The 19,644-nt window shown below is 72.9% G+C and carries 7 protein-coding genes and 1 pseudogene; 7 read left to right on the forward strand and 1 reads right to left on the reverse strand.

Annotated elements, in window-relative coordinates:
- Positions 1-17 precede the first annotated feature (17 nt).
- The 6 genes and pseudogenes from AC5L3C_RS00175 to AC5L3C_RS00200 all read left to right on the forward strand — a co-directional run bounded on the left by AC5L3C_RS00175 (position 18) and on the right by AC5L3C_RS00200 (position 17,504).
- Positions 18-8,720, forward strand: coding sequence for a type I polyketide synthase (locus AC5L3C_RS00175; RefSeq protein WP_493646205.1), 8,703 nt, complete (start codon positions 18-20; stop codon positions 8,718-8,720).
- A 91-nt stretch (positions 8,721-8,811) separates the two neighbouring features.
- Positions 8,812-11,997, forward strand: a pseudogene (locus tag AC5L3C_RS00180) (type I polyketide synthase); the annotation flags it as partial.
- Positions 11,994-14,435: a type I polyketide synthase gene (locus tag AC5L3C_RS00185; protein WP_493646206.1), complete on the forward strand. Its 2,442-nt coding sequence runs from the start codon at positions 11,994-11,996 to the stop codon at positions 14,433-14,435. The pseudogene AC5L3C_RS00180 and the gene AC5L3C_RS00185, both read left to right, overlap by 4 nt.
- A gap of 6 nt (positions 14,436-14,441) precedes the next feature.
- On the forward strand, positions 14,442-15,794 hold the full coding sequence (gene ccrA / locus AC5L3C_RS00190; protein ID WP_493646207.1) for a crotonyl-CoA carboxylase/reductase: 1,353 nt from the start codon (positions 14,442-14,444) through the stop codon (positions 15,792-15,794).
- Between the two features lie 101 nt (positions 15,795-15,895).
- On the forward strand, positions 15,896-16,729 hold the full coding sequence (locus AC5L3C_RS00195) for an SAM-dependent methyltransferase (protein ID WP_493646208.1): 834 nt from the start codon (positions 15,896-15,898) through the stop codon (positions 16,727-16,729).
- A gap of 364 nt (positions 16,730-17,093) precedes the next feature.
- Positions 17,094-17,504, forward strand: a complete 411-nt coding sequence (locus tag AC5L3C_RS00200; protein ID WP_493646209.1) for a DUF6896 domain-containing protein — start codon at positions 17,094-17,096, stop codon at positions 17,502-17,504.
- A gap of 273 nt (positions 17,505-17,777) precedes the next feature.
- Here the strand turns inward: AC5L3C_RS00200 and AC5L3C_RS00205 are convergent, their stop codons facing one another.
- Positions 17,778-18,353, reverse strand: coding sequence for a TetR/AcrR family transcriptional regulator (locus tag AC5L3C_RS00205; RefSeq protein WP_493646210.1), 576 nt, complete (start codon positions 18,351-18,353; stop codon positions 17,778-17,780).
- A 241-nt stretch (positions 18,354-18,594) separates the two neighbouring features.
- Here AC5L3C_RS00205 and AC5L3C_RS00210 point away from each other — a divergent pair, with 241 nt between their 5' ends.
- Positions 18,595-19,551 carry an NAD(P)-dependent alcohol dehydrogenase gene (locus tag AC5L3C_RS00210; RefSeq protein WP_493646211.1) on the forward strand — a complete coding sequence of 319 codons (957 nt, stop codon included), beginning with the start codon at positions 18,595-18,597 and terminating at the stop codon, positions 19,549-19,551.
- Positions 19,552-19,644: the final 93 nt, after the last annotated feature.

Consider the following 19,644-nt stretch of genomic DNA (forward strand, 5'->3'; position numbering starts at 1 on the left):
CACAGGAGATGCGTGCAGTGACGAGCAGCGACAGCTCCGCCGGCGCCCCGGCCGGCGGCGACAAGGTCATCGAGACCCTCAAGTGGATGGCGAACGAACTCGACGTCACCCAAAGGCGGATGGCGCGGCTGGAGGCCGAGCGGTCGGAGCCGGTGGCGATCGTCGGCATGGGCTGCCGCTTCCCCGGAGACGTCGCCTCCCCGGGCGACCTGTGGCGGCTGCTGTCCGAGGGCGGCGACGCGATCGGTCCCCTGCCCGCCGACCGGGGCTGGCAGCTGGACACGCTGTACGACGCGGACCCGGCCGCGCCCGGCACGGCGTACGTACGCGAGGGCGGGTTCCTCGCCGCGGCGGGCGACTTCGACGCGGGCTTCTTCGGGATCTCGCCGCGCGAGGCCCTCGCCATGGACCCGCAGCAGCGGCTGCTCCTCGAAGTCGCCTGGGAGACGCTGGAGGACGCGGCGATCGATCCCGGGGCGCTGCGCGGCAGCGGCACCGGCGTCTACGTCGGCACCAACGGCCAGGACTACGTGCCGCCCATGATGGACGGCGTCGCCGACCTCGGCGGCTACCTCGGCACCGGCTCCACGCAGAGCGTGCTGTCCGGGCGGCTCGCCTACACGCTGGGCCTGGAGGGCCCCGCCGTCACCGTGGACACGGCGTGCTCGGCGTCCCTGGTGGCCCTGCACCAGGCGGTACGGGCGCTGCGCGGCGGCGAGTGCGACCTGGCGCTCGCGGGCGGCGCCACGGTGATGTCGACCCCGTGGACGCTGGTGGAGTTCTCCCGGCAACGGGGCCTGGCGCCGGACGGCCGCTGCAAGACGTTCTCGGAGCGGGCCGACGGCACGGCCGTGTCGGAGGGCGTGGGCCTGCTGCTGGTGGAGCGGCTGTCGGACGCCCGCCGCCACGGCCACCGGATCCTGGCGGTGGTGCGCGGCTCGGCCGTCAACCAGGACGGCGCCTCCAACGGACTGACCGCCCCCAGCGGGACCGCCCAGCAGCGGGTGATCCGGGCGGCGCTCAAGGACGCCGGCCTCGCCCCGGCCGACGTGGACGCCGTCGAGGCGCACGGCACCGGCACCCGGCTCGGCGACCCCATCGAAGTGGACTCGCTGCTCGCCACCTACGGCCGTGACCGGGACACGGAGCGGCCGCTGTGGCTCGGCTCGGTCAAGTCCAACCTGGGCCACACCCAGGCCGCCGCCGGGGTCGCCGGCGTCATCAAGACGGTCCTCGCCCTGCGGCACGGCGTGCTTCCCCGCACCCTGCACGCCGAGCCGCCCACCGCCCACGTCGACTGGGACACCGCCGGTGTCCGGCTGCTGCACGACGAGCGGCACTGGCCGCGCGTGGACCGGCCGCGCCGGGCGGCGGTGTCGTCCTTCGGCATCAGCGGGACCAACGCGCACGTGGTGCTGGAGGAGGCCGACCCGGCCGACCCGGCCGACCGGACCGACCAGCCCGACCCGGCCGCCCAGGACGCGGTGCACGGCACGGACGGCACGGACAGCGGGGGCGGGGGCGGCCCCGCCGCCCTGCCCTGGCTGCTGTCCGCCCGCACCCCCGCCGCCCTGCGCGGCCAGGCGGCCCGGCTGGCCGCGCACGTGCGGGCGCATCCCGGGCTGCGCCCGCTGGACCTGGCGTGGGCGGCGGCCACCACCCGGGCCCGGATGCGGCACCGCGCCGTGGTCGTCGCGGCGGACGGCGACGAACTGCTCGCCGGTCTCGGCGCCCTCGCCGACGGCACACCCGGCGCGGGCGTCGTACGCGGCGAGGCGGGCGAACGGCTGTCGCCGACCCTCCTGTTCACCGGTCAGGGCGCGCAGTACGCGGGCATGGCGGCGGAGCTGTCCGCAGAGTTCCCCGTGTTCGCGGCGGCCCTCGACGAGGTGTGCGCGCATCTGGACCCGCTGCTCGAACACCCGCTGCGGCAGGTCCTTTCCGGTGACCCGGACCCCGCGGCCCTGGACCGGACCGCGTTCACGCAGCCCGCCCTGTTCGCCGTCGAGACGGCGCTGTTGCGCCTGGTGGAGTCCTGGGGCGTCGTACCGGGGCGGCTGATCGGGCACTCCATCGGTGAGCTGACCGCCGCGCACGCGGCCGGGGTGCTGTCCCTGGCCGACGTGTGCGCGCTGGTCGCCGCGCGCGGCCGGGTCATGGACCGGCTGCCGGCGGGCGGGGTGATGATCTCGGTACGGGCGGCCGAGGCCGAGGCCGCCGGGCTGCTCACGCCCGGGGTCTGTATCGCCGCCGTGAACGGTCCGCAGTCCGTGGTCCTGTCGGGCGAGGCGGAGGCGACCCGGGCGGTGGCCCGCACGCTCGCGGAGCGCGGGCGCAAGACCCGGGAACTGACGGTCAGTCACGCCTTCCACTCGACGCTGATGGAACCGGCCATGGCGGAGTTCCGCGAGGTGGCCGCCCGGGTGACCTACCACGAGCCGCGCGTCCCGCTGGTCTCCGCGCTCACCGGGGCGCTCGTCGGGCCCGGCGAGATCACCGGCCCCGAGTACTGGGTACGGCACCTGCGCGAACCGGTCCGCTTCCTGGACGCGGTGCGCGCCGCCGAGACGGACGGCGCACGCATCTTCCTGGAGCTCGGCCCCGACGGGGTGCTCACGTCGATGGCGGCGGACTGCCTCACCGACCGTGCCGCCGCGGTCCTCGCCCCGACCCTGCGCAAGGGCCGTCCCGAGAGGCGGTCCCTGCTCACCGGGCTCGGCCGGGTGTACGCGGCCGGGGTGGACGTCGACTGGAGCGCGGTGTTCGCCGGCACGGGCGCGGTGCGCGCACCGCTGCCGACGTACGCCTTCGAGCACGAGCGGTACTGGATCACGGCGGGCCGCACCGCCGGCGGCGGCGCCTCCTCCTCCGCCGAGCCCCTTCCCTCGTTCTCCGCCGAACCCGTCGCCCCGGCCCCGGCGCCGGCGCAGAGTCTGGACCTCGTCCGCTGTGCCACCGCCGCCGTGCTGGGGCACCCGTCGAAGGAGGCCGTGGCGGCCGACCGCCCGTTCTCGGAGCTGGGCGTGACCTCCGTCGGCGCGGTCGAGCTGTGTGCCGAACTGCGCGCGGCGACCGATCTGTCGGTACCCGCGTCCGCCGTCTTCGACCATCCCACCCCGCGGGCGCTCGCCGCCCATCTGGACCAGGAGCGCCGGGGAGAGACCGCACCGGCGTCCCGGCCGGCCGCCGCCTGGCGCCGCTCACCGGACGAACCGGTCGCGATCATCGGCATGGGCTGCCGTTTCCCCGGCGGGGTGACGAGCCCCGAGGACCTGTGGCAGGTGGTGGCCGACGAACGCGACGTCCTCGGCGGCTTCCCCGAGAACCGGGGCTGGGACCTGGAGGAGCTGTTCAGCACGGACGGCGACCGGGGTACGTCGACAGAGGCGCGGGAGAGCGGATTCCTGCACGAGGCGGGCGAGTTCGACCCGGCGTTCTTCGGGATCTCGCCGCGTGAGGCGCTGGCCATGGACCCGCAGCACCGGCTGCTCCTGGAGACGGCCTGGGAGGCGATGGAACGCGCCGGTGTGGACCCGGGCACGCTGCGCGGCAGCCGTACCGGCGTCTTCGCGGGCCTGGTCGGCCACGACTATCTGCCGGGGCCCGACCGGATGCCGGACGACCTGGTGCCGTACTTCGCGACCGGTATCGGCGGGTCCATCGCCACCGGGCGCATCGCGTACACCTTCGGCTTCGAGGGCCCGGCGGTCACCGTGGACACGGCGTGCTCGTCGGCGCTGGTCGCGCTGCACCAGGCGGTGAGGGCGCTGCGCGACGGCGAGTGCGATCTGGCGCTCGCCGGGGCGGCGACGGTGATGGCGACGCCGGGCGCGTTCGTCGGGTTCTCCGGGCAGGGGCTCATGGCGCCCGACGCGCGCAGCAAGTCCTTCGCGGAGGCGGCCGACGGCACCATGTGGTCGGAAGGCGTGGGCATGCTGCTGGTGGAGCGGCTGTCGGACGCGGAGCGCAACGGACACCGGATCCTGGCCGTCGTCCGCGGCACGGCAGTCAACCAGGACGGCGCCTCCAACGGACTGACCGCGCCCAACGGCACCGCCCAGCAGCGCGTGATCCGCGAGGCGCTCGCCGACGCCGGGCTCGCCCCGGCCGACGTGGACGCCGTCGAGGCGCACGGCACCGGCACCCGGCTCGGCGACCCCGTCGAGGCGCACGCGCTGATGGCTGCATACGGCCGGGACCGGGACGGCGGGCAGCCGCTGCGGCTCGGCTCGATCAAGTCGAACATCGGGCACACGCAGGGCGCGGCAGGCGTGGCCGGGGTCATCAAGACGGTGATGGCGCTCGGCCACGGGCTGCTGCCGCGGTCCCTGCACGTGGACGAGCCCTCGACCCGGATCGACTGGTCGCGGGGCGCGGTACGGCTGCTGACCGAGGCCGAGGTGTGGCCGGCGGTGGACCGGCCGCGCCGGGCGGGCGTGTCGGCGTTCGGCGCGAGCGGCACCAACGCGCACGTGATCCTCGAACAGGCTCCGCCCGCGCCCGTGGCGGACGAGCCGCGGGTGCCGCTGCCGGTCACCCCGCTGGTGCTGTCCGGGCACACGCCCGCGGCGCTGCGCGGGCAGGCGGCCCGGCTGGCCGGACTGCTGGCGGCCCAGGACGCCCCGAAGACGGCCGACGTCGCCTGGTCCCTGGCGACCACGCGTACGGCGCTCGCCCACCGCGCGGTGGTGCTCGCCTCCGGCCCGGACGACGCCCTGGCCGGGCTGCGGGCGCTGGCCGGGGGCGAGGAATCGCCGCAGGTGGTCACCGGGGCGCCCACCGGATCCAAGGCGGTCTTCGTCTTCCCCGGGCAGGGCTCGCAATGGGTGGGCATGGCCTCGGAGCTGCTGGAGCGGTCCGAGGTGTTCCGCGACACGTTCGCCGACTGCGAGCGCGTCTTCACCGACCTGGTCGGGTGGTCGGTGACCGGCGCGATGGCCGGGGCGCCGGACGCGCCGTCGCTGGACCGCCTCGACGTGGTGCAGCCGGTGCTGTTCTCCGTGATGGTCTCCCTCGCCCGTACCTGGCAGGCGGCCGGGGTGCACCCCGCGGCCGTCGTCGGCCACTCGCAGGGCGAGATCGCCGCCGCGCACGTGGCGGGTGCCCTGTCGCTGGCGGACGCGGCCCGCGTGGTGGCGCTGCGCAGCCGGCTGATCGTGGACGTGGTGGGCCTGGGCGCGATGGCCGGAGTCTCCAAGTCCCGCGCGTGGGTGGCCGAGCGGCTGCGCCCGTGGGAACGCACGTTGAGCGTCGGCGTCATCAACGGACCGGAGTCGGTCGTGGTCACCGGCGACGTCACGGCCCTGGAGGAGTTCCTCGCCATGGCCGAGTCCGAGGGTGCGCAGGTGCGCCGGGTGCGCGGCGCGGTGGCCCCGGGTCACGCCCCGCAGATGGGGCGGCTGCGCGGCCGGCTCCTGGACGCTCTCGCCGGGCTCACCCCGCACGCGGGCACGGTCCCGCTGTGCTCGACCGTCACCGGTGAGCTTGTGGACACCTCGACGATGGGCGCCGGGTACTGGTACCGCAACGCGCGCGAACCCGTGCAGTTCGAGGCGGCCGTACGGCATCTGCTGGACCGGGAACACCGGGTGTTTTTGGAGATGAGCCCGCACCCCCTGCTGCTCGGCCCGGTCAGCGACATCGCCGCCTCGCAGGATGTACAGGTGGCCGCCCTGAGCACGCTGCGCCGCGACGACGGCGGACCGGAGCGCACCGCGCGGGCCCTGGCCGACGCGTGGGTGCACGGGGTGGACGTGGACTGGGCGGCGGCCGTCTTCGACGGGGCCGGCGCGCGCCGCGTGGACCTGCCGACGTACGCCTTCCAGCGCGACACCTACTGGCTGCGGCCGGTGAAGGAGCCGGCGGGCGCGGGAGTGCGCGGCACCGGGCATCCGCTGGCCGACGCGAGCGTGGAACTCGCCGACGGCGGCCTGGTCCTCAGCGGCCGGCTGCAGCGGCGCTCCCTGCCCTGGCTGGACGACCACGCGGTGGCCGGGACGGCGATCCTGCCCGGCGCGGCCTTCGTGGAGCTGGCGGTGCGGGCGGGCGACGCGGTCGGCTGCCAGACCGTGGAGGACCTGACGCTCCAGCAGCCGCTGGTCGTCCCGGCGAGCGGTGCGACCCTCGTGCAGGTGACGGTCGATGCGCCGGACGGTGCCGGCCGGCGCGCGGTGCGCGTCAGCGCACGGCCCGACGCCGACGAGGACTGTCCGTGGACCCAGCACGCCGAAGGCTTCCTGGCCCCCGCCGGACTGGCCCCCGACCCCCTCGCCGGCTGGCCGCCGCGCGCCGCACAGCCGCTCCCGGCCGACGACGCCTACGAGCGCATCGCCGCCGCGGGCATCAGCTACGGTCCCGCCTTCCGCGGCCTGACCGCCGCCTGGCGCCACGGCGACGAACTGTTCGCCGAGGTGCGGCTGCCGCAGCCGGAGGCGAAGAACGCGGCGCAGTACGGCATCCATCCCGCACTCCTGGACGCGACCTTGCACCCCGTCGTCCTGAACAGTCTCGACGGCTCGGACAACAGCGGCCAGCTCGCCTTCAGCTGGAGCGGCGTCACGCTGCACGCCCAGGGCGCCACCGAGCTGCGGGTACGCGTCGTACGGCTCGGCAACGGCTCCTTCGCCGTCCACCTGTACGACGGTGCCGGGCAGCCGGTGCTCACCGCCGAGTCCGTCGCCGTACGCCCGATGGCGAACGCCGCGCCGACGGCCGCCCGCGCCGGGACGGACAACTCCCTCTTCCGCCTTCACTGGACGCCCCTGCCGCCCGCCGAGGCCACCGCCGTCCGCTGGGCGGTCCTGGGCGAGCACTGCGAGGCGGTGTGGCCGGCCGAGGTCGACGGCCGTCACCATTACACCGGCCTGGCCGCGCTCGCCGCCGCCGTGGACGCGGGTGCTCCCGTGCCGGACGCGGTGGTGGTGGCCGGCGCGGGCGGCGCACCGGGAGACCGGCGAGTGCTCCTCGACGCGCTCGAACTGTGCCGGGCGTGGACGGCGGACGAGCGGTGGGCCCAGACGCGGCTGGTGTTCCTCACCCGGCAGGCGGTCGCGACGGCGGCCGGCCCGCGAGCCGCCTTTGCTTCGCAGGACACACCCGTCGGCCTCGCGCACGCCCCGCAGGACACACCCGTCGACCTCGCGCACGCCCCGCTGTGGGGCCTGGTCCGTTCGGCGCAGCAGGAGCAGCCGGACCGCTTCGTCCTGCTGGACAGCGACACGGCGACTATCCCGGCGGCCGTACTGACGGCGGCCCTCGGCTCGGACGAACCGCAACTGGCGTTGCGCGACGGCATGCTGCGCGTCCCCCGGCTGACCCGGGCGGCCGCCGACGGGCCGGCCGCCACGCACCGCCTGCTCGCTCCCGCCGCCCACCGCGCCCTCGACCCCGACGGCACGGTGCTGATCACCGGCGGCACCGGCACCCTCGGCGGTATCCTCGCCCGCCACCTGGTGGCCCGGCACGGCGTACGGCATCTGCTGCTCACCGGCCGCCGGGGGGCCCACGCTCCGGGCGCCGCGCGGCTGCGGGCGGAGCTGGCCGAGGCCGGTGCGACGGTCACGGTGGCCGCCTGCGACGTGGCCGACCCCGAGGCCCTGGCCCGGCTGCTGGACGGGATCGGCGCACACCATCCGCTCACCGGCGTCTTCCACCTGGCCGGTGTCCTCGCCGACGGCGCCCTCGGCTCGCTCACCGGGGACCAGGTCGACACCGTGCTGCGGGCGAAGGCCGACGCGGCCTGGCATCTGCACCGGCTCACCCTGGACGCCGACCTGGCCGCGTTCGTCGTGTACTCCTCGATGGCGGGCACCTTCGGCGGCGCGGGACAGGCCAACTACGGTGCGGCGAACGCGTTCCTCGACGCCCTCGCCCACCACCGGCGGGGTGCGGGGCTGCCCGGCCTGTCCGTCTCCTGGGGCCTGTGGCAGGACCGTTCCGAGATGGGCGCGGGCCTCTCCGAACAGGACCTGGCCCGCCGGATGGCCCGCTCCGGCACCCGCGCCCTGACCGCCGAGCAGGGCATGGCCCTGCTGGACGCGGCCCTCGACTGCGCCGACGCCCATCTGGTCGCCGCCCGCTTCGACTTCCCGACGCTACGCGCCCAGGCGGGCGAGGGAACACTCCCCGCGCTGCTGCGCGGCCTGGTACGGGCGGGACGGCGCCGCGCGGGCGCCGCCGACCAGGCAGGACTGCGCGACCGGCTCGCCGCGCTCAATCCCGCCGAACGCGGCGCCGCCCTGCTGAGCGCCGTGCGCACCACCGTCGCCGCCGTCCTCGGGCACGGCTCCGCCGAACAGGTCGACGACAGCCGCGCGTTCCGCGAACTGGGCCTCGACTCGCTGACCGCGGTGGACCTGCGCAACCGGCTCGCCGCCCTCAGCGGCCTGAAACTCCCGGCCACACTCGCCTTCGACCATCCCAACCCGCGGGCCATCGCCGCCTTCCTGGACGAGCGGATGTTCGCCACCCCGGACGAGACCGTCGCGCCGGTCCTCACCGACCTGGACCGCCTCGAACTGGCCCTGCTCGGCGCCGACACGGCCGATCCGGCCCTGCGAGCCAAGATCACCACGCGGCTGCACTCCCTCCTCACCCGCGTCAGCCAGTGGGGCGACGCCGGGTCACCGACCACCGCCGGCGACCCGGCGGACGACCTCGGCCTCAAGGACGCATCGGTCGACCAACTCCTCGACTTCATCGACGACATGGGCAGCTTCTGAGCCACCACCGACACCTGGCCAGGGCAGCTTCCGGGCCGCCGAAGCCGCGGGCAGAAAGGGACGCGTCTCCGTGGAAGACACACGGATCATCGAGTACTTGAAGCGGGTGACGGCCGATCTGCACCGCGCCCGCACCCGGCTCCTGGAGCTGGAATCGAAACGGCAGGAGCCCGTCGCCATCGTCTCGGCCGCCTGCCGCTTCCCCGGCGGCATCGACTCGCCCGAGGACCTGTGGCGCGCGGTCGTGGAAGAACGCGACCTGATCTCGGCGATGCCCGCCGACCGCGGCTGGGACATCGACGAACTGTACGATCCCGACCCGGACGCCGTCGGCCACATGTACGTCAAGGAAGGCGGCTTCCTCCAGGACGCGGCCGGGTTCGACGCGGGCCTCTTCGGCATCCCGCCGCGCGAGGCGCTGTCGATGGACCCGCAGCAGCGGCTGCTGCTGGAGACCACCTGGGAGACGTTCGAACGCGCCGGTCTCGACCCGCGCGGCCTGGCCGGCTCCCGCACCGGCGTGTTCATCGGCATCCTCTCCCACGACCACGGCGCCCGGCTGACCCCGGCACCCGAGGGCTTCGAGGGCATGATCGGCGCCGGCACCGCGGGCAGCATCGCCTCCGGCCGGCTGTCGTACGTCTTCGGCCTCGAAGGCCCGGCCCTGACCGTCGACACCGCCTGCTCCTCGTCACTGGTCGCCCTGCACCTGGCCGTCCAGTCACTGCGTTCGGGCGAATGCGATCTGGCCGTGGCGGGCGGCGCCACCGTCATGTCGACGGTCGAGTCCTTCGTGGAGTTCTCCCGGCAGCGGGGCCTGGCCCCCGACGCGCGTATCAAGGCGTTCGACGATGAGGCGGACGGTTCGTCGTGGAGCGAGGGCGTGGGCACACTGCTGGTGGAACGCCTCTGCGACGCCCGCCGCAACGGCCACCCCGTCCTCGCCGTCGTACGCGGCACGGCCGTCAACCAGGACGGCGCCTCCAACGGACTCACCGCACCCAACGGCCGCTCCCAAGCCCGCCTGATCCGCACCGCACTCGACAACGCCCAGCTGACACCCGCCGACGTCGACGCCGTCGAAGCACACGGCACCGGCACCCGACTCGGCGACCCCATCGAAGCCCAGGCCCTCCTCGCCACCTACGGCCAGAACCGCACCACCCCACTGCACCTCGGCTCGGTCAAGACCAACATCGGCCACACCCAGGCCGCCGCCGGCATCGCGGGCATCGTCAAAACCATCTGGGCCATGCGCGAGGGCCTGCTCCCCCGCAGCCTCCACCTCAGCCGGCCCACCACACAGGTCGACTGGACCGAGGGCGCCATCCGCCTCCTCGACCGCGCCCTGCCCTGGCCGAAGACCGACCGGCCGCGCCGCGCGGGGGTGTCGTCCTTCGGCATCAGCGGGACGAACGCACACGTCATCCTGGAACAGCCCGAGGAGCCGGAAGAACCGCAACAGCCCGCCGCCGAGGACACACCCTCCGATCTGCCCCTGCTGCTCTCCGCGGCGAGCGCAGAAGCACTGGCCGCCGCCGGGAAACGCCTGGCAGACCACCTCGAACAGACGCCGGGCCTCCCCCTGCCCGCCGTCGCCCACACCCTGGCCACCACCCGCGCCCTGCTCCCCCACCGGGCAGCCGTCCTCACCGACGACCACGCCACCGCCCTGGACGGCCTGCGCGCCCTCGCCGACAACCGGCCCGCCCCCCACCTCATCACCGCCACCGCCACCCTGGCCGGGCCCGGGCCCGTGTTCGTCTTCCCCGGCCAGGGCTCCCAATGGGCCGGCATGGCCCGCACCCTCCACACCGACCACCCCATCTTCCGCCAGGCCCTCGACGACTGCGCAGCCGCACTCGACCCGCTCACCGGCTGGTCACTGACCGACACCCTCACCGGATCCGACCACAGCTGGCTGCACCAGGTGGACAAGGTCCAGCCCGCCCTCTTCGCCGTCATGACCAGCCTCGCCCGCCTCTGGATCGCCCACGGCATCCAACCCGGCGCCGTCATCGGCCACTCCCAGGGCGAAATCGCCGCCGCCCACCTCGCCGGCATCCTCACCCTCCAGGACGCCGCCCGCATCGTCCACACCCGCTCCACCGCCATGCGCCACCTCTCCGGCCACGGCGGCATGGCCACCATCAACACCAGCGCCGAACAACTACAACACCAACTCCACGGCCTCGACGCCACCATCGCCGCCCACAACTCCCCCACCACCACCGTCATCTCCGGCACCCCGCAAGCGCTGGACGAACTCACCACCCGCTGCGAGTCCGACGGCCTGCACCTGCGCCGCATCCACGTCGACTACGCCTCCCACTCCCCCCAAGTCGACGCCTACGAAGACGAAATCACCACCGCCCTCGCCGGCATCCGCCCCCGGCCCGCCACCACCCCGATGATCTCCACCGTCACCGGAGAACCGGTCCAGGGACCCGAACTCGACGCCGCCTACTGGTACGCCAACCTCCGCCGCCCCGTCCTCTTCCACCAAGCCCTCACCCACCTCACCGGCTCGGGCCACCACACCACCATCGAAACCAGCCCCCACCCCGTCCTCACCCCCGCCATCCAGGAAACCGCCGACCTCACCACCCTCCACACCCTCCGCCGCGACCACGGCACCACAACCGACTTCACCACCGCCCTCGCCGCAGCCCACGTCACCGGCACCACCCCCACCTGGACCACACAGGCTCCCGACCGCCCCGTCCCGCTGCCCACCTATCCCTTCCAGCACCAGCGCTACTGGCTGGAGGCGAGCGCGGTTTCCACGCGTGTCTCCGTGCCCGCAGGCCCGTCCGCGGTTGCGGTCCCGCACACCCGGGACCGGTTCTGCGCTGCCTCCCGGGACGATCTGCTCGACGAGTTGCTGGCCCTCGTACGGGTGCATGCCGCCGTGGCGCTCGGGCACGACTCGCCGGAGCCCATCGCGGCCGACCGCACCTTCCAGGAACTGGGGTTCGAGTCGCTGACGGCGGTCAACCTGCGTCGGCGGCTGGTCGCGGAGACCGGTCTGGAACTGCCGGTGAGCGTGGCCTTCGACCATCCCACACCCGCTGCGCTGGCGGAGCACCTCGCCGGCCTGCTCACCGAGGACCAGCCGGCTCAGACACAGACACAGGCGCGGGTGGGGGTGCGGGCGGGCGGAGACGGCGCGGCGGAGGACCTGTCCGACGCGACGGACGACGAACTGTTCGCGCTGATCGACGCAGACGGATCGGACAGTGCGGACGGCGCAAAAGGCCCGGAGGGAACGCGATGAGCGACGAGGTGAAGCTGCGGGACTATCTGCGCAAGGCCACCTCCGCGCTCCAGGAGGAGCGCCGGAAGGTGGGGGAACTCAGCGACCGGCTCGCCCAGGCGCAGCAGTCGCGGCAGGACGACCCGGTGGCGGTGGTCGGCATGGGCTGCCGCTGGCCCGGGGGCATCGACACCCCCGACGAGCTGTGGCGGGCCCTGGTGCAGGAGCGGGACTGCCTGTCGCCGTTCCCCACCGACCGGGGCTGGGACCTGGAGGGTCTGTACGACCCGGAGCCGGGGGTCGCGGGCCGGTGCAGTGTGCGGGAGGGCGGCTTCCTCGCGGACGCGGGGTCGTTCGACGCGGAGTTCTTCGGCTACACCCCCGAGGAGGCCGCCGGGACCGACCCGCAGCAGCGGTTGCTCCTGCAGACGGCGTGGGAGGCCGTCGAGAGCGCCGGGATCGACCCGACGACGCTCGCCGGGTCGCCCACCGGCGTCTTCGTGGGGCTCACCCCGCAGGGCTATGCGGGGACCGGCGGCGGACGAAACCGGCCCGAGCAGGGCACGGACCACCTGGCCGTCGGCACCCTGCCCAGTGCCGCCTCCGGGCGCATCGCCTACGCCCTGGACCTGCACGGACCCGCGCTCACCGTCGACACCGCCTGCTCCTCCTCCCTGTCCGCGCTGCACCTGGCCCGCCGCTCGCTGCTGTCGGGCGAGTGCTCACTGGCGCTGGCGGCCGGTGTCACCGTGATGGCCGTACCCGATGTGTTCCTGGAGCACAGCAGGCTGGCCGCGCTCGCGGGGGACGGTCGTACGAAGCCGTTCTCGGCGAAAGCCGACGGCGGCAACTGGGCCGAGGGAGTGGGAGTGCTGCTCCTTGAACGGCTGTCGGAGGCCGAACGGCACGGGCATCCCGTACTGGCGCTGGTGCGCGGGTCGGCGGTGGGCCAGAACGGCACCAGCAACGGGCTCGCCGTGCCCAACGGTCCGGGGCAGCAGCGGGTGATGCACCACGCACTCGCCGACGCCGGACTGTCGGGCGCGGACATCGACTACGTCGAGGCGCACGGTACGGGCACCCCGTTGGGTGACGCGATGGAGGCGGAGGCGATGCTCACGGTCTACGGCCGGCAGCGGCACCCCGGACGGCCGCTGCTGTTCGGCTCGGTCAAGTCCAACCTGGGGCATCCTCAGTCGGCGGCCGGCGTGGCGGGCGTCATGAAGGCGGTGCTCGCCCTCGGGCACGGCAGCGTGCCCGCAACCCTGAACTGCCTACCGCCGCTTCAGACGGTGGAGCACTCCGGCACTGTGCTGCGGCCGGTGCCCGCCTCACTGCCGTGGCCGGAAACAGGCCGGCCCCAGCGGGCCGCCGTGACGGCACTCGGCGCGGGCGGCACCAACGGGCACGTGATCCTGGAACGGCCCGCGCATCCGCCGTGGGAGCGGCCGGCACCGGCCACGCGGGAGGTACGGCCGCTGCCGTGGCTGCTGTCCGCGAAAGACCCCGCCGCCCTGCGCAGACAGGCCCGCAAGCTTCTCGCCCATCTCGACGCGCACCCGGCACGGTGGTGCGACGCGGACATCGCGTACTCCCTGGCCGTGACACGGAGTGCGTTCGCACACCGGGCGGCCGTGGCCGGCGCCGACCGGGAACAGTACCTGGCAGGACTCCGGGCGCTGGCCGACGGGGAAACGTCGCCGTGGGTGCGCACGGGGCTCGCACGCACCGGCCGGACCGCGCTCGTCTGCTCGACCCCCGCCCCCCTCGCTCTGCCCTCCCACGATCACCTGCCCTGGGAGTGGCCCGCGTTCAGGGACGCCGTCGCCGACCTCGACGAGGCACTGACCCCGTACACGGGCGGGCGGTCACTCACGGAGCTGCTCCGCCCCGCGGACGGGCAGGCCACGGACCACACAAACCACAAGAACAGCAAGAACAGCAAGGTCTGCCAAGACGACGACAACGACGGCGACAGCCACGCCTCGCTCGGCGGGTTCGCGGTGATCGTGGCGCACGCCTGGCTGTGGCAGGCGTGCGGAATCAGGCCCACGACGGTGGCCGGCAAGGGCCCCGCCGGGCGCTGGGCCGCCGCCCATCTGCGCGGCGACCTCACCCTGGATGCCGCACTCGCCGGGCTCACAGCCGGTGACCAACCCCCCGCCACCCCTGCACCGACGAGGACGGGCGCCACAGTGATCGAACTGCCGGCCGCGCCCGACGCACACCTGCCCTCCTTCGCACGCCAACTGGGCGCCGCCTTCGTCTCCGGCGTACAGCTGGATCGGGAGACGGTCTTCGGCGGACCCCACGTGCGGCGCGTGCCGCTGCCGACCTACCCCTTCAACGGAACACGCCACTGGTGGCTCCCGACGGCTCCCCCCTCTCCCCCACAGCCACAGCCTCAGTCCACTGCCTCCCGCCCCGAACCGACTGCCTCCTCCCCCGAGCCGAGGTGAACCGCCATGTCGTTGACCGACGCCGTGCTGTCCGGCGCACCCGCGGACGACCTCGCCCGTGCCGCGCTGCCCGACCGCTACACCGCCGCGCATCTGCGGATCGAGGACGAGGAGGTCTTCGCCGACACCACCGACAAGGACGTACGCCGCACCCTGCACGTCGGCGAGGTCCCGATGCCCGAACTCGCACCGGACGAAGTACTGGTCGCCGTGATGGCCAGCTCCGTCAACTACAACACCGTCTGGTCGGCGAAGTTCGAGCCGATGTCCACCTTCCGCTTCCTGCGCGCCTACGGCCGGCAGGGCGGCTGGGCGGCCCGGCACGACCAGCCCTTCCACGTCCTGGGCTCCGACGCGGCCGGAGTCGTCGTACGGGTCGGCTCCGGCGTACGGCGCTGGCAGCTCGGCGACCACGTGCTGGTGAACGCGGCCCGGGTCGACGACCAGGAACCGGCCAACCACGCGGACGGCATGCTGGGCGAGGACCAACTGGCCTGGGGATACGAGACCAACTACGGCGGGCTCGCCCACTACGCCGTGGCGCGGGCCAGCCAGCTCATCCCGAAACCACCACACCTGACATGGGAAGAAGCCGCGACGATCCCGGCATGCGCGGGCACCGCGTACCGCATGCTGGTCAGCGACCGCGGCGCACGGATGAAACAGGGCGACATCGTGCTGATCTGGGGCGCATCCGGCGGGCTCGGCGCGTACGCGGTGCAACTCGTCAAAAACGGCGGCGGGATCCCGGTAGGTGTCGTCGGTTCGGAAGAGAAGGCCGCAGCCGCGCAGAAGCTGGGCTGTGACGTCGTCGTGAACCGGCAGGACATCGGGATCGGCGACGACACAGGCGACGACCCAGAAGCCACACTGAAGGCGGGCCGGCGGCTGGGACGGATCATCCGGGACACGACCGGCTCGGACCCCGACATCGTGTTCGAACACGTGGGCCGCTCAACGTTCGGCATCTCGGTAACCGTGGCCAAACGCGGCGGAACAATCGTCACCTGCGGATCCAGCACGGGGTACGTCCACCAGTTCGACAACCGCTATCTGTGGATGCGGCTCAAGCGTGTCATCGGCAGCCACGTCGCCAACCTCCAGGAACAAGCCGAATGCGCCCGCCTGTTCACACTCGGCGGTATCGCACCGGCCCTGTCCCGCCTGTTCCCGCTCGCCGAAATCGGCGAAGCAACCCGCCTCGTCCAGCTCAACCAGCACATCGGCAAAGTCGGCGTGCTCTGCCTCGCCCCCACACCCGGCCTCGGCATCACCGCACCCCAACTACGCGCCCACATCGGCGAGAAAACACTCACCCCCCTGCACGACTACGCCACCCACCCCACCACCACCAGCTGACCCCCACAACCAAACACACCCCGCACCATACGCACCCCGCACCACCGCAATCCGCACCACGCGCACCCCGCACCATCCGCAGCCACCGAAAGGACACTCACATGACCGACCCCACGCACGACCTCCCCGTACCCGAAGCCGTCGGCAAGCTGTACGACCGGCTCACCCTCACCGCACTGAACGACGGCACCTTCAACCCCAACATCCACATCGGGTTCTGGGACACCCCGAACTCCCAGGCCACCCTGGAAGAAGCAGTCGACCGACTCACCGACGTACTCATCGAACACCTACTGGTGGACGACTCCGCCCACGTACTCGACCTGGGCTGCGGAGTCGGCGGCCCAGGACTACGGATCACACGGACAACGGGAGCCCACGTCACCGGCATCAGCATCAGCCAGGAACAGATCAACACCGCCAACCGGCTCGCCCACGAAGCCGGACTCGCCGACCGCGCCACCTTCCAGCACGCCGACGCCATGAAACTCCCCTTCCCGGACAACACCTTCGACGCCGTCATGGCCCTGGAATCCATCATCCACATGCCGGACCGGCAACAAGCACTCACCGAAACAGCCCGAGTACTACGCCCAGGCGGCCGGCTCGTCCTGACCGACATCTACGAACGCGCCCCACGCAAAGAAGAACCCCACCCCGCCATCCAGAAATTCTGCCGCAACTTCATGGTGACCCTCGCCGACGCCGACGACTACGTCTCCCTCCTCCACCGATCAGGCCTGCGACTGCACGGACTCCTCGACATCACCGACCACACACAGCAACGCACCTTCCAAGAACTGGCCCGGCCGACCGCGGGCGAGGACCGCCCCGAGGCCCTCGGCCAAACCAACCTCCCCGACCTCTTCCACCCGTCCGACATGCTCGGCGTACACGAATTCGGCTGCCTCCTCGTCACAGCCACACACCCCTAAACCCACCCACCGCCACAAGCAAACCCCACACGCTCCTGGCAATGCCGGGCCCACGGACCCGGCGGATGTCGCGGTGACGGTAGCCGCGCGGCTCGGTCCTTCTGTCCGCTCGGGCGGGGGTTTTGGTGTGCCCTGCCCTGCCTCCCCCTCGCGACTATCGCACCCTCACGCCGCCATCCCCGGCCCGGCCACCCGCCGATCCCCCATCGGCCGGGCCAACCCCTCCTCCACGACGGCCCGCCGACAGCCTTGAGCACGAACACTCTGAGCGGACGCCGTCGCGCTTACTGCTCGTTTCAGAATGCCGTCGTGAGGAGACGTCAGCGGTCATGGAACAATCCTTTCGACCACGGGCTCGAGGAGAATGACGCCGTATGGACGGGTCGGGGATGCACGGGAGCTCGTGCTTGGTTACGTCGACGCTCTGAGCGCGGTTGGCGAGGCTGCGAGGGCGGCAATCCCCTCGCTTGAGCGACTCGCAGATGTCCTCGGCCTGGTCCATTCGCGTCGGATCAGCAGGAGTGGGCAGGTCGGCACCTACTCATACACGGTTCATGGGGCAGGGTGCCGCTTCGTCAGCGACAACGGCACCGAGGTCGATGTCGACTTCGCAGCCGACCGGAGCGAGATCTTCGGCCTCTGGCGGCTGCGCTGGTACGGGCTGAGCCTGCCGGAGTCTCTTGACGTCACGGATCAGGACCTGCGGAGCGCGGTGCGGTCCCTGCAATCGCGCCTGACCGAGGTGCGACCGGGATGGTTCAGCGTCGCCAACTGACCGCTTCAGGATCAGGGCGGAGGCAACCGACCAACAATGTTGTCCTGTCCGCATCAAACGTGACCTCGGATTCCCCAGGTCGCAAGATGGAGAACCGGCAGATCTGCCCGCGCAGCAACTGCTCGTCATCACACGCCAGCCGTTCCGCCCTGGCACGGCAGCGAAGGGCGCGGCAGTCGGCATCCCTCCGCCGCCCCGCACCGGCCGCCCGCCTCGCGCAAAGACACCGGCGTCGATACAGGGAGGCGTCGGGGCACAGGCACCGGACGAGGCTCAGCTCCTGCCCGGCACAGGACCGCCGAGAGTGCGGGTGATGATGTCGGTGACGAACTCCGAGGTCACCGCCCCGCCCTCGTACGTCGCCCGGACAAGGACCGCACCGACCAACAGGGCGAGGGTGGGCCCGACGTCAGCGGGCGGGAGATGCCCGGCCAGGACACGGCGGACCCCGCTCGTGGCAGTCTCATACAACCGGTCTCGCAGATCGCGTGCACCTTCGTCGGTGGCGGCGCGTTCGATGACGCCCGCCATCAGCCGGTCGTATCGCCCCTCCGACAGGGTCAGCGCCAGGGCACTCAACGAGACGTGCAGGTCCTCGTGAAGTATTCCCGTGGTCGGCGGGCGGGTCGCGTCCTCGCAGATGTACATGATCGCGTCCCGCATGAGATCGGCGGAGGTCGGCCAGTGCGCGTAGATGGTCGCTTTCGAGTACCCGGCCCTCCGGGCGACCTCGGCATGTGTCGTCGCCTCCCAGCCCTCTTCCAGCAGTGACGCTGCGCTCGCTCTTACGACGTCGCGCCGCGTGCGCACCACGCGCGGATCCCCGGGCCCACCGGACGACTTTGCCATCCGCCAAGGATAAACCTTCCGACCTGGGCAACCATTATTGAACTTGCCGTACAGTATCTGTCTGCAAGTACAGTATTGGCTTGAAGGGTCAGGACTCTCTGGCTCATCCCTGTGCGCGGCCCGGCACTCCCCGCACGGTCCCGCAGGCCGGTTCTCCCGGAAGGGTTCCTCCATGACTCCCCCCGCAGTACCCCTCACGCAGCGAGCGATCGTGCAAAGCCGCTATGGACCGGTTCGGGACGTGCTCGCCTTGTCGGAGACGGTGCCCGTCCACCCTCCGGGGCCCCACGAGGTGCAGGTGGAGGTCCGGGCGGCGGGGGTCAATCCCATCGACTGGCAGATGATCGAGGGCAACCGGCGCCTGATCACCCGTCGGCGCTTCCCGTTCACGCCGCTGTTCGACCTCGCCGGAGTCGTCACCGCTGTGGGGGACGGGGTGACGTCGTTCCGCGTGGGCGATCGTGTGCATGCCGACAATGAAGTCGACGCAGGCGGCACCGCGCAGTACGTCAATGTGCGCTCCGGGCTGCTCGCCGCCGCGCCGGCCGGGCTGGACTTCGCCGCGGCCGCCGCGCTCCCGCTCGCGGCACAGACGGCGCTGACCTGCCTGGACAGCGGACAGGTCGCGGACGGAACCCACGTCGCGGTCATCGGGGCGTCCGGAGGTGTCGGTCACCTCGCCGTCCAGATGGCACGTGCGGCCGGGGCCCATGTGGTCGGTGTCGCCGGCGCGCGCAACCTGGACTTCGTGCGGTCCCTGGGCGCGGACGAGGTCGTCGACCGGCACACGGACGATCTGCCGTCCCGTTTCGGCGCGGACTCGTTCGATGTGGTGGTCGACTGCGTGGGCGGACGCGAGCAGTGGCTGCGGGCGCAGCGGGTTCTGCGTCCCGGAGGGCGCTTCGTAACCATCGCACGCGACGAGGACGGCGTGGTCACACTCGCCTCGGCGGCCCGGCTCCTGTCGAGTATCACAGCCCGCAAAATGCGGGGCGCGGGGCCACGGGGGACGAAGTACGTCCCCGTCTTCCTGAAGGCCTCCGGATCCCTGCAGCGGCGGGTGAACGCCCTGGTCGAGGACGGCCGCGTCCGCGCCCATGTCTCCCGCTCCTTCCCGCTGACGCCGGAGGGCGTGAACGCGGCGCTGGAGGAGAGCCGCGCGGGGCGGGTCACCGGAAAGCTGGTTCTCCAGCGATGACGACCCCGTTCCGGGGTCCAGGGCCAACCACCCCCGGCGTTCGCTCCCCTCTTCCGGCTGCTCAGCGGGATCACTCATCCCAGCCGTCTGGTG

It is taken from the genome of Streptomyces speibonae (assembly GCF_984686075.1).

Coding starts and splice junctions, on each gene's coding strand:
- AC5L3C_RS00205 (WP_493646210.1), bottom strand. CDS start 18,353: ATGGCAAAGTCGTCCGGTGGGCCCGGGGATCCGCGCGTGGTGCGCACG.
- ccrA (WP_493646207.1), top strand. CDS start 14,442: ATGTCGTTGACCGACGCCGTGCTGTCCGGCGCACCCGCGGACGACCTC.
- AC5L3C_RS00195 (WP_493646208.1), top strand. CDS start 15,896: ATGACCGACCCCACGCACGACCTCCCCGTACCCGAAGCCGTCGGCAAG.
- AC5L3C_RS00200 (WP_493646209.1), top strand. CDS start 17,094: ATGACGCCGTATGGACGGGTCGGGGATGCACGGGAGCTCGTGCTTGGT.
- AC5L3C_RS00185 (WP_493646206.1), top strand. CDS start 11,994: ATGAGCGACGAGGTGAAGCTGCGGGACTATCTGCGCAAGGCCACCTCC.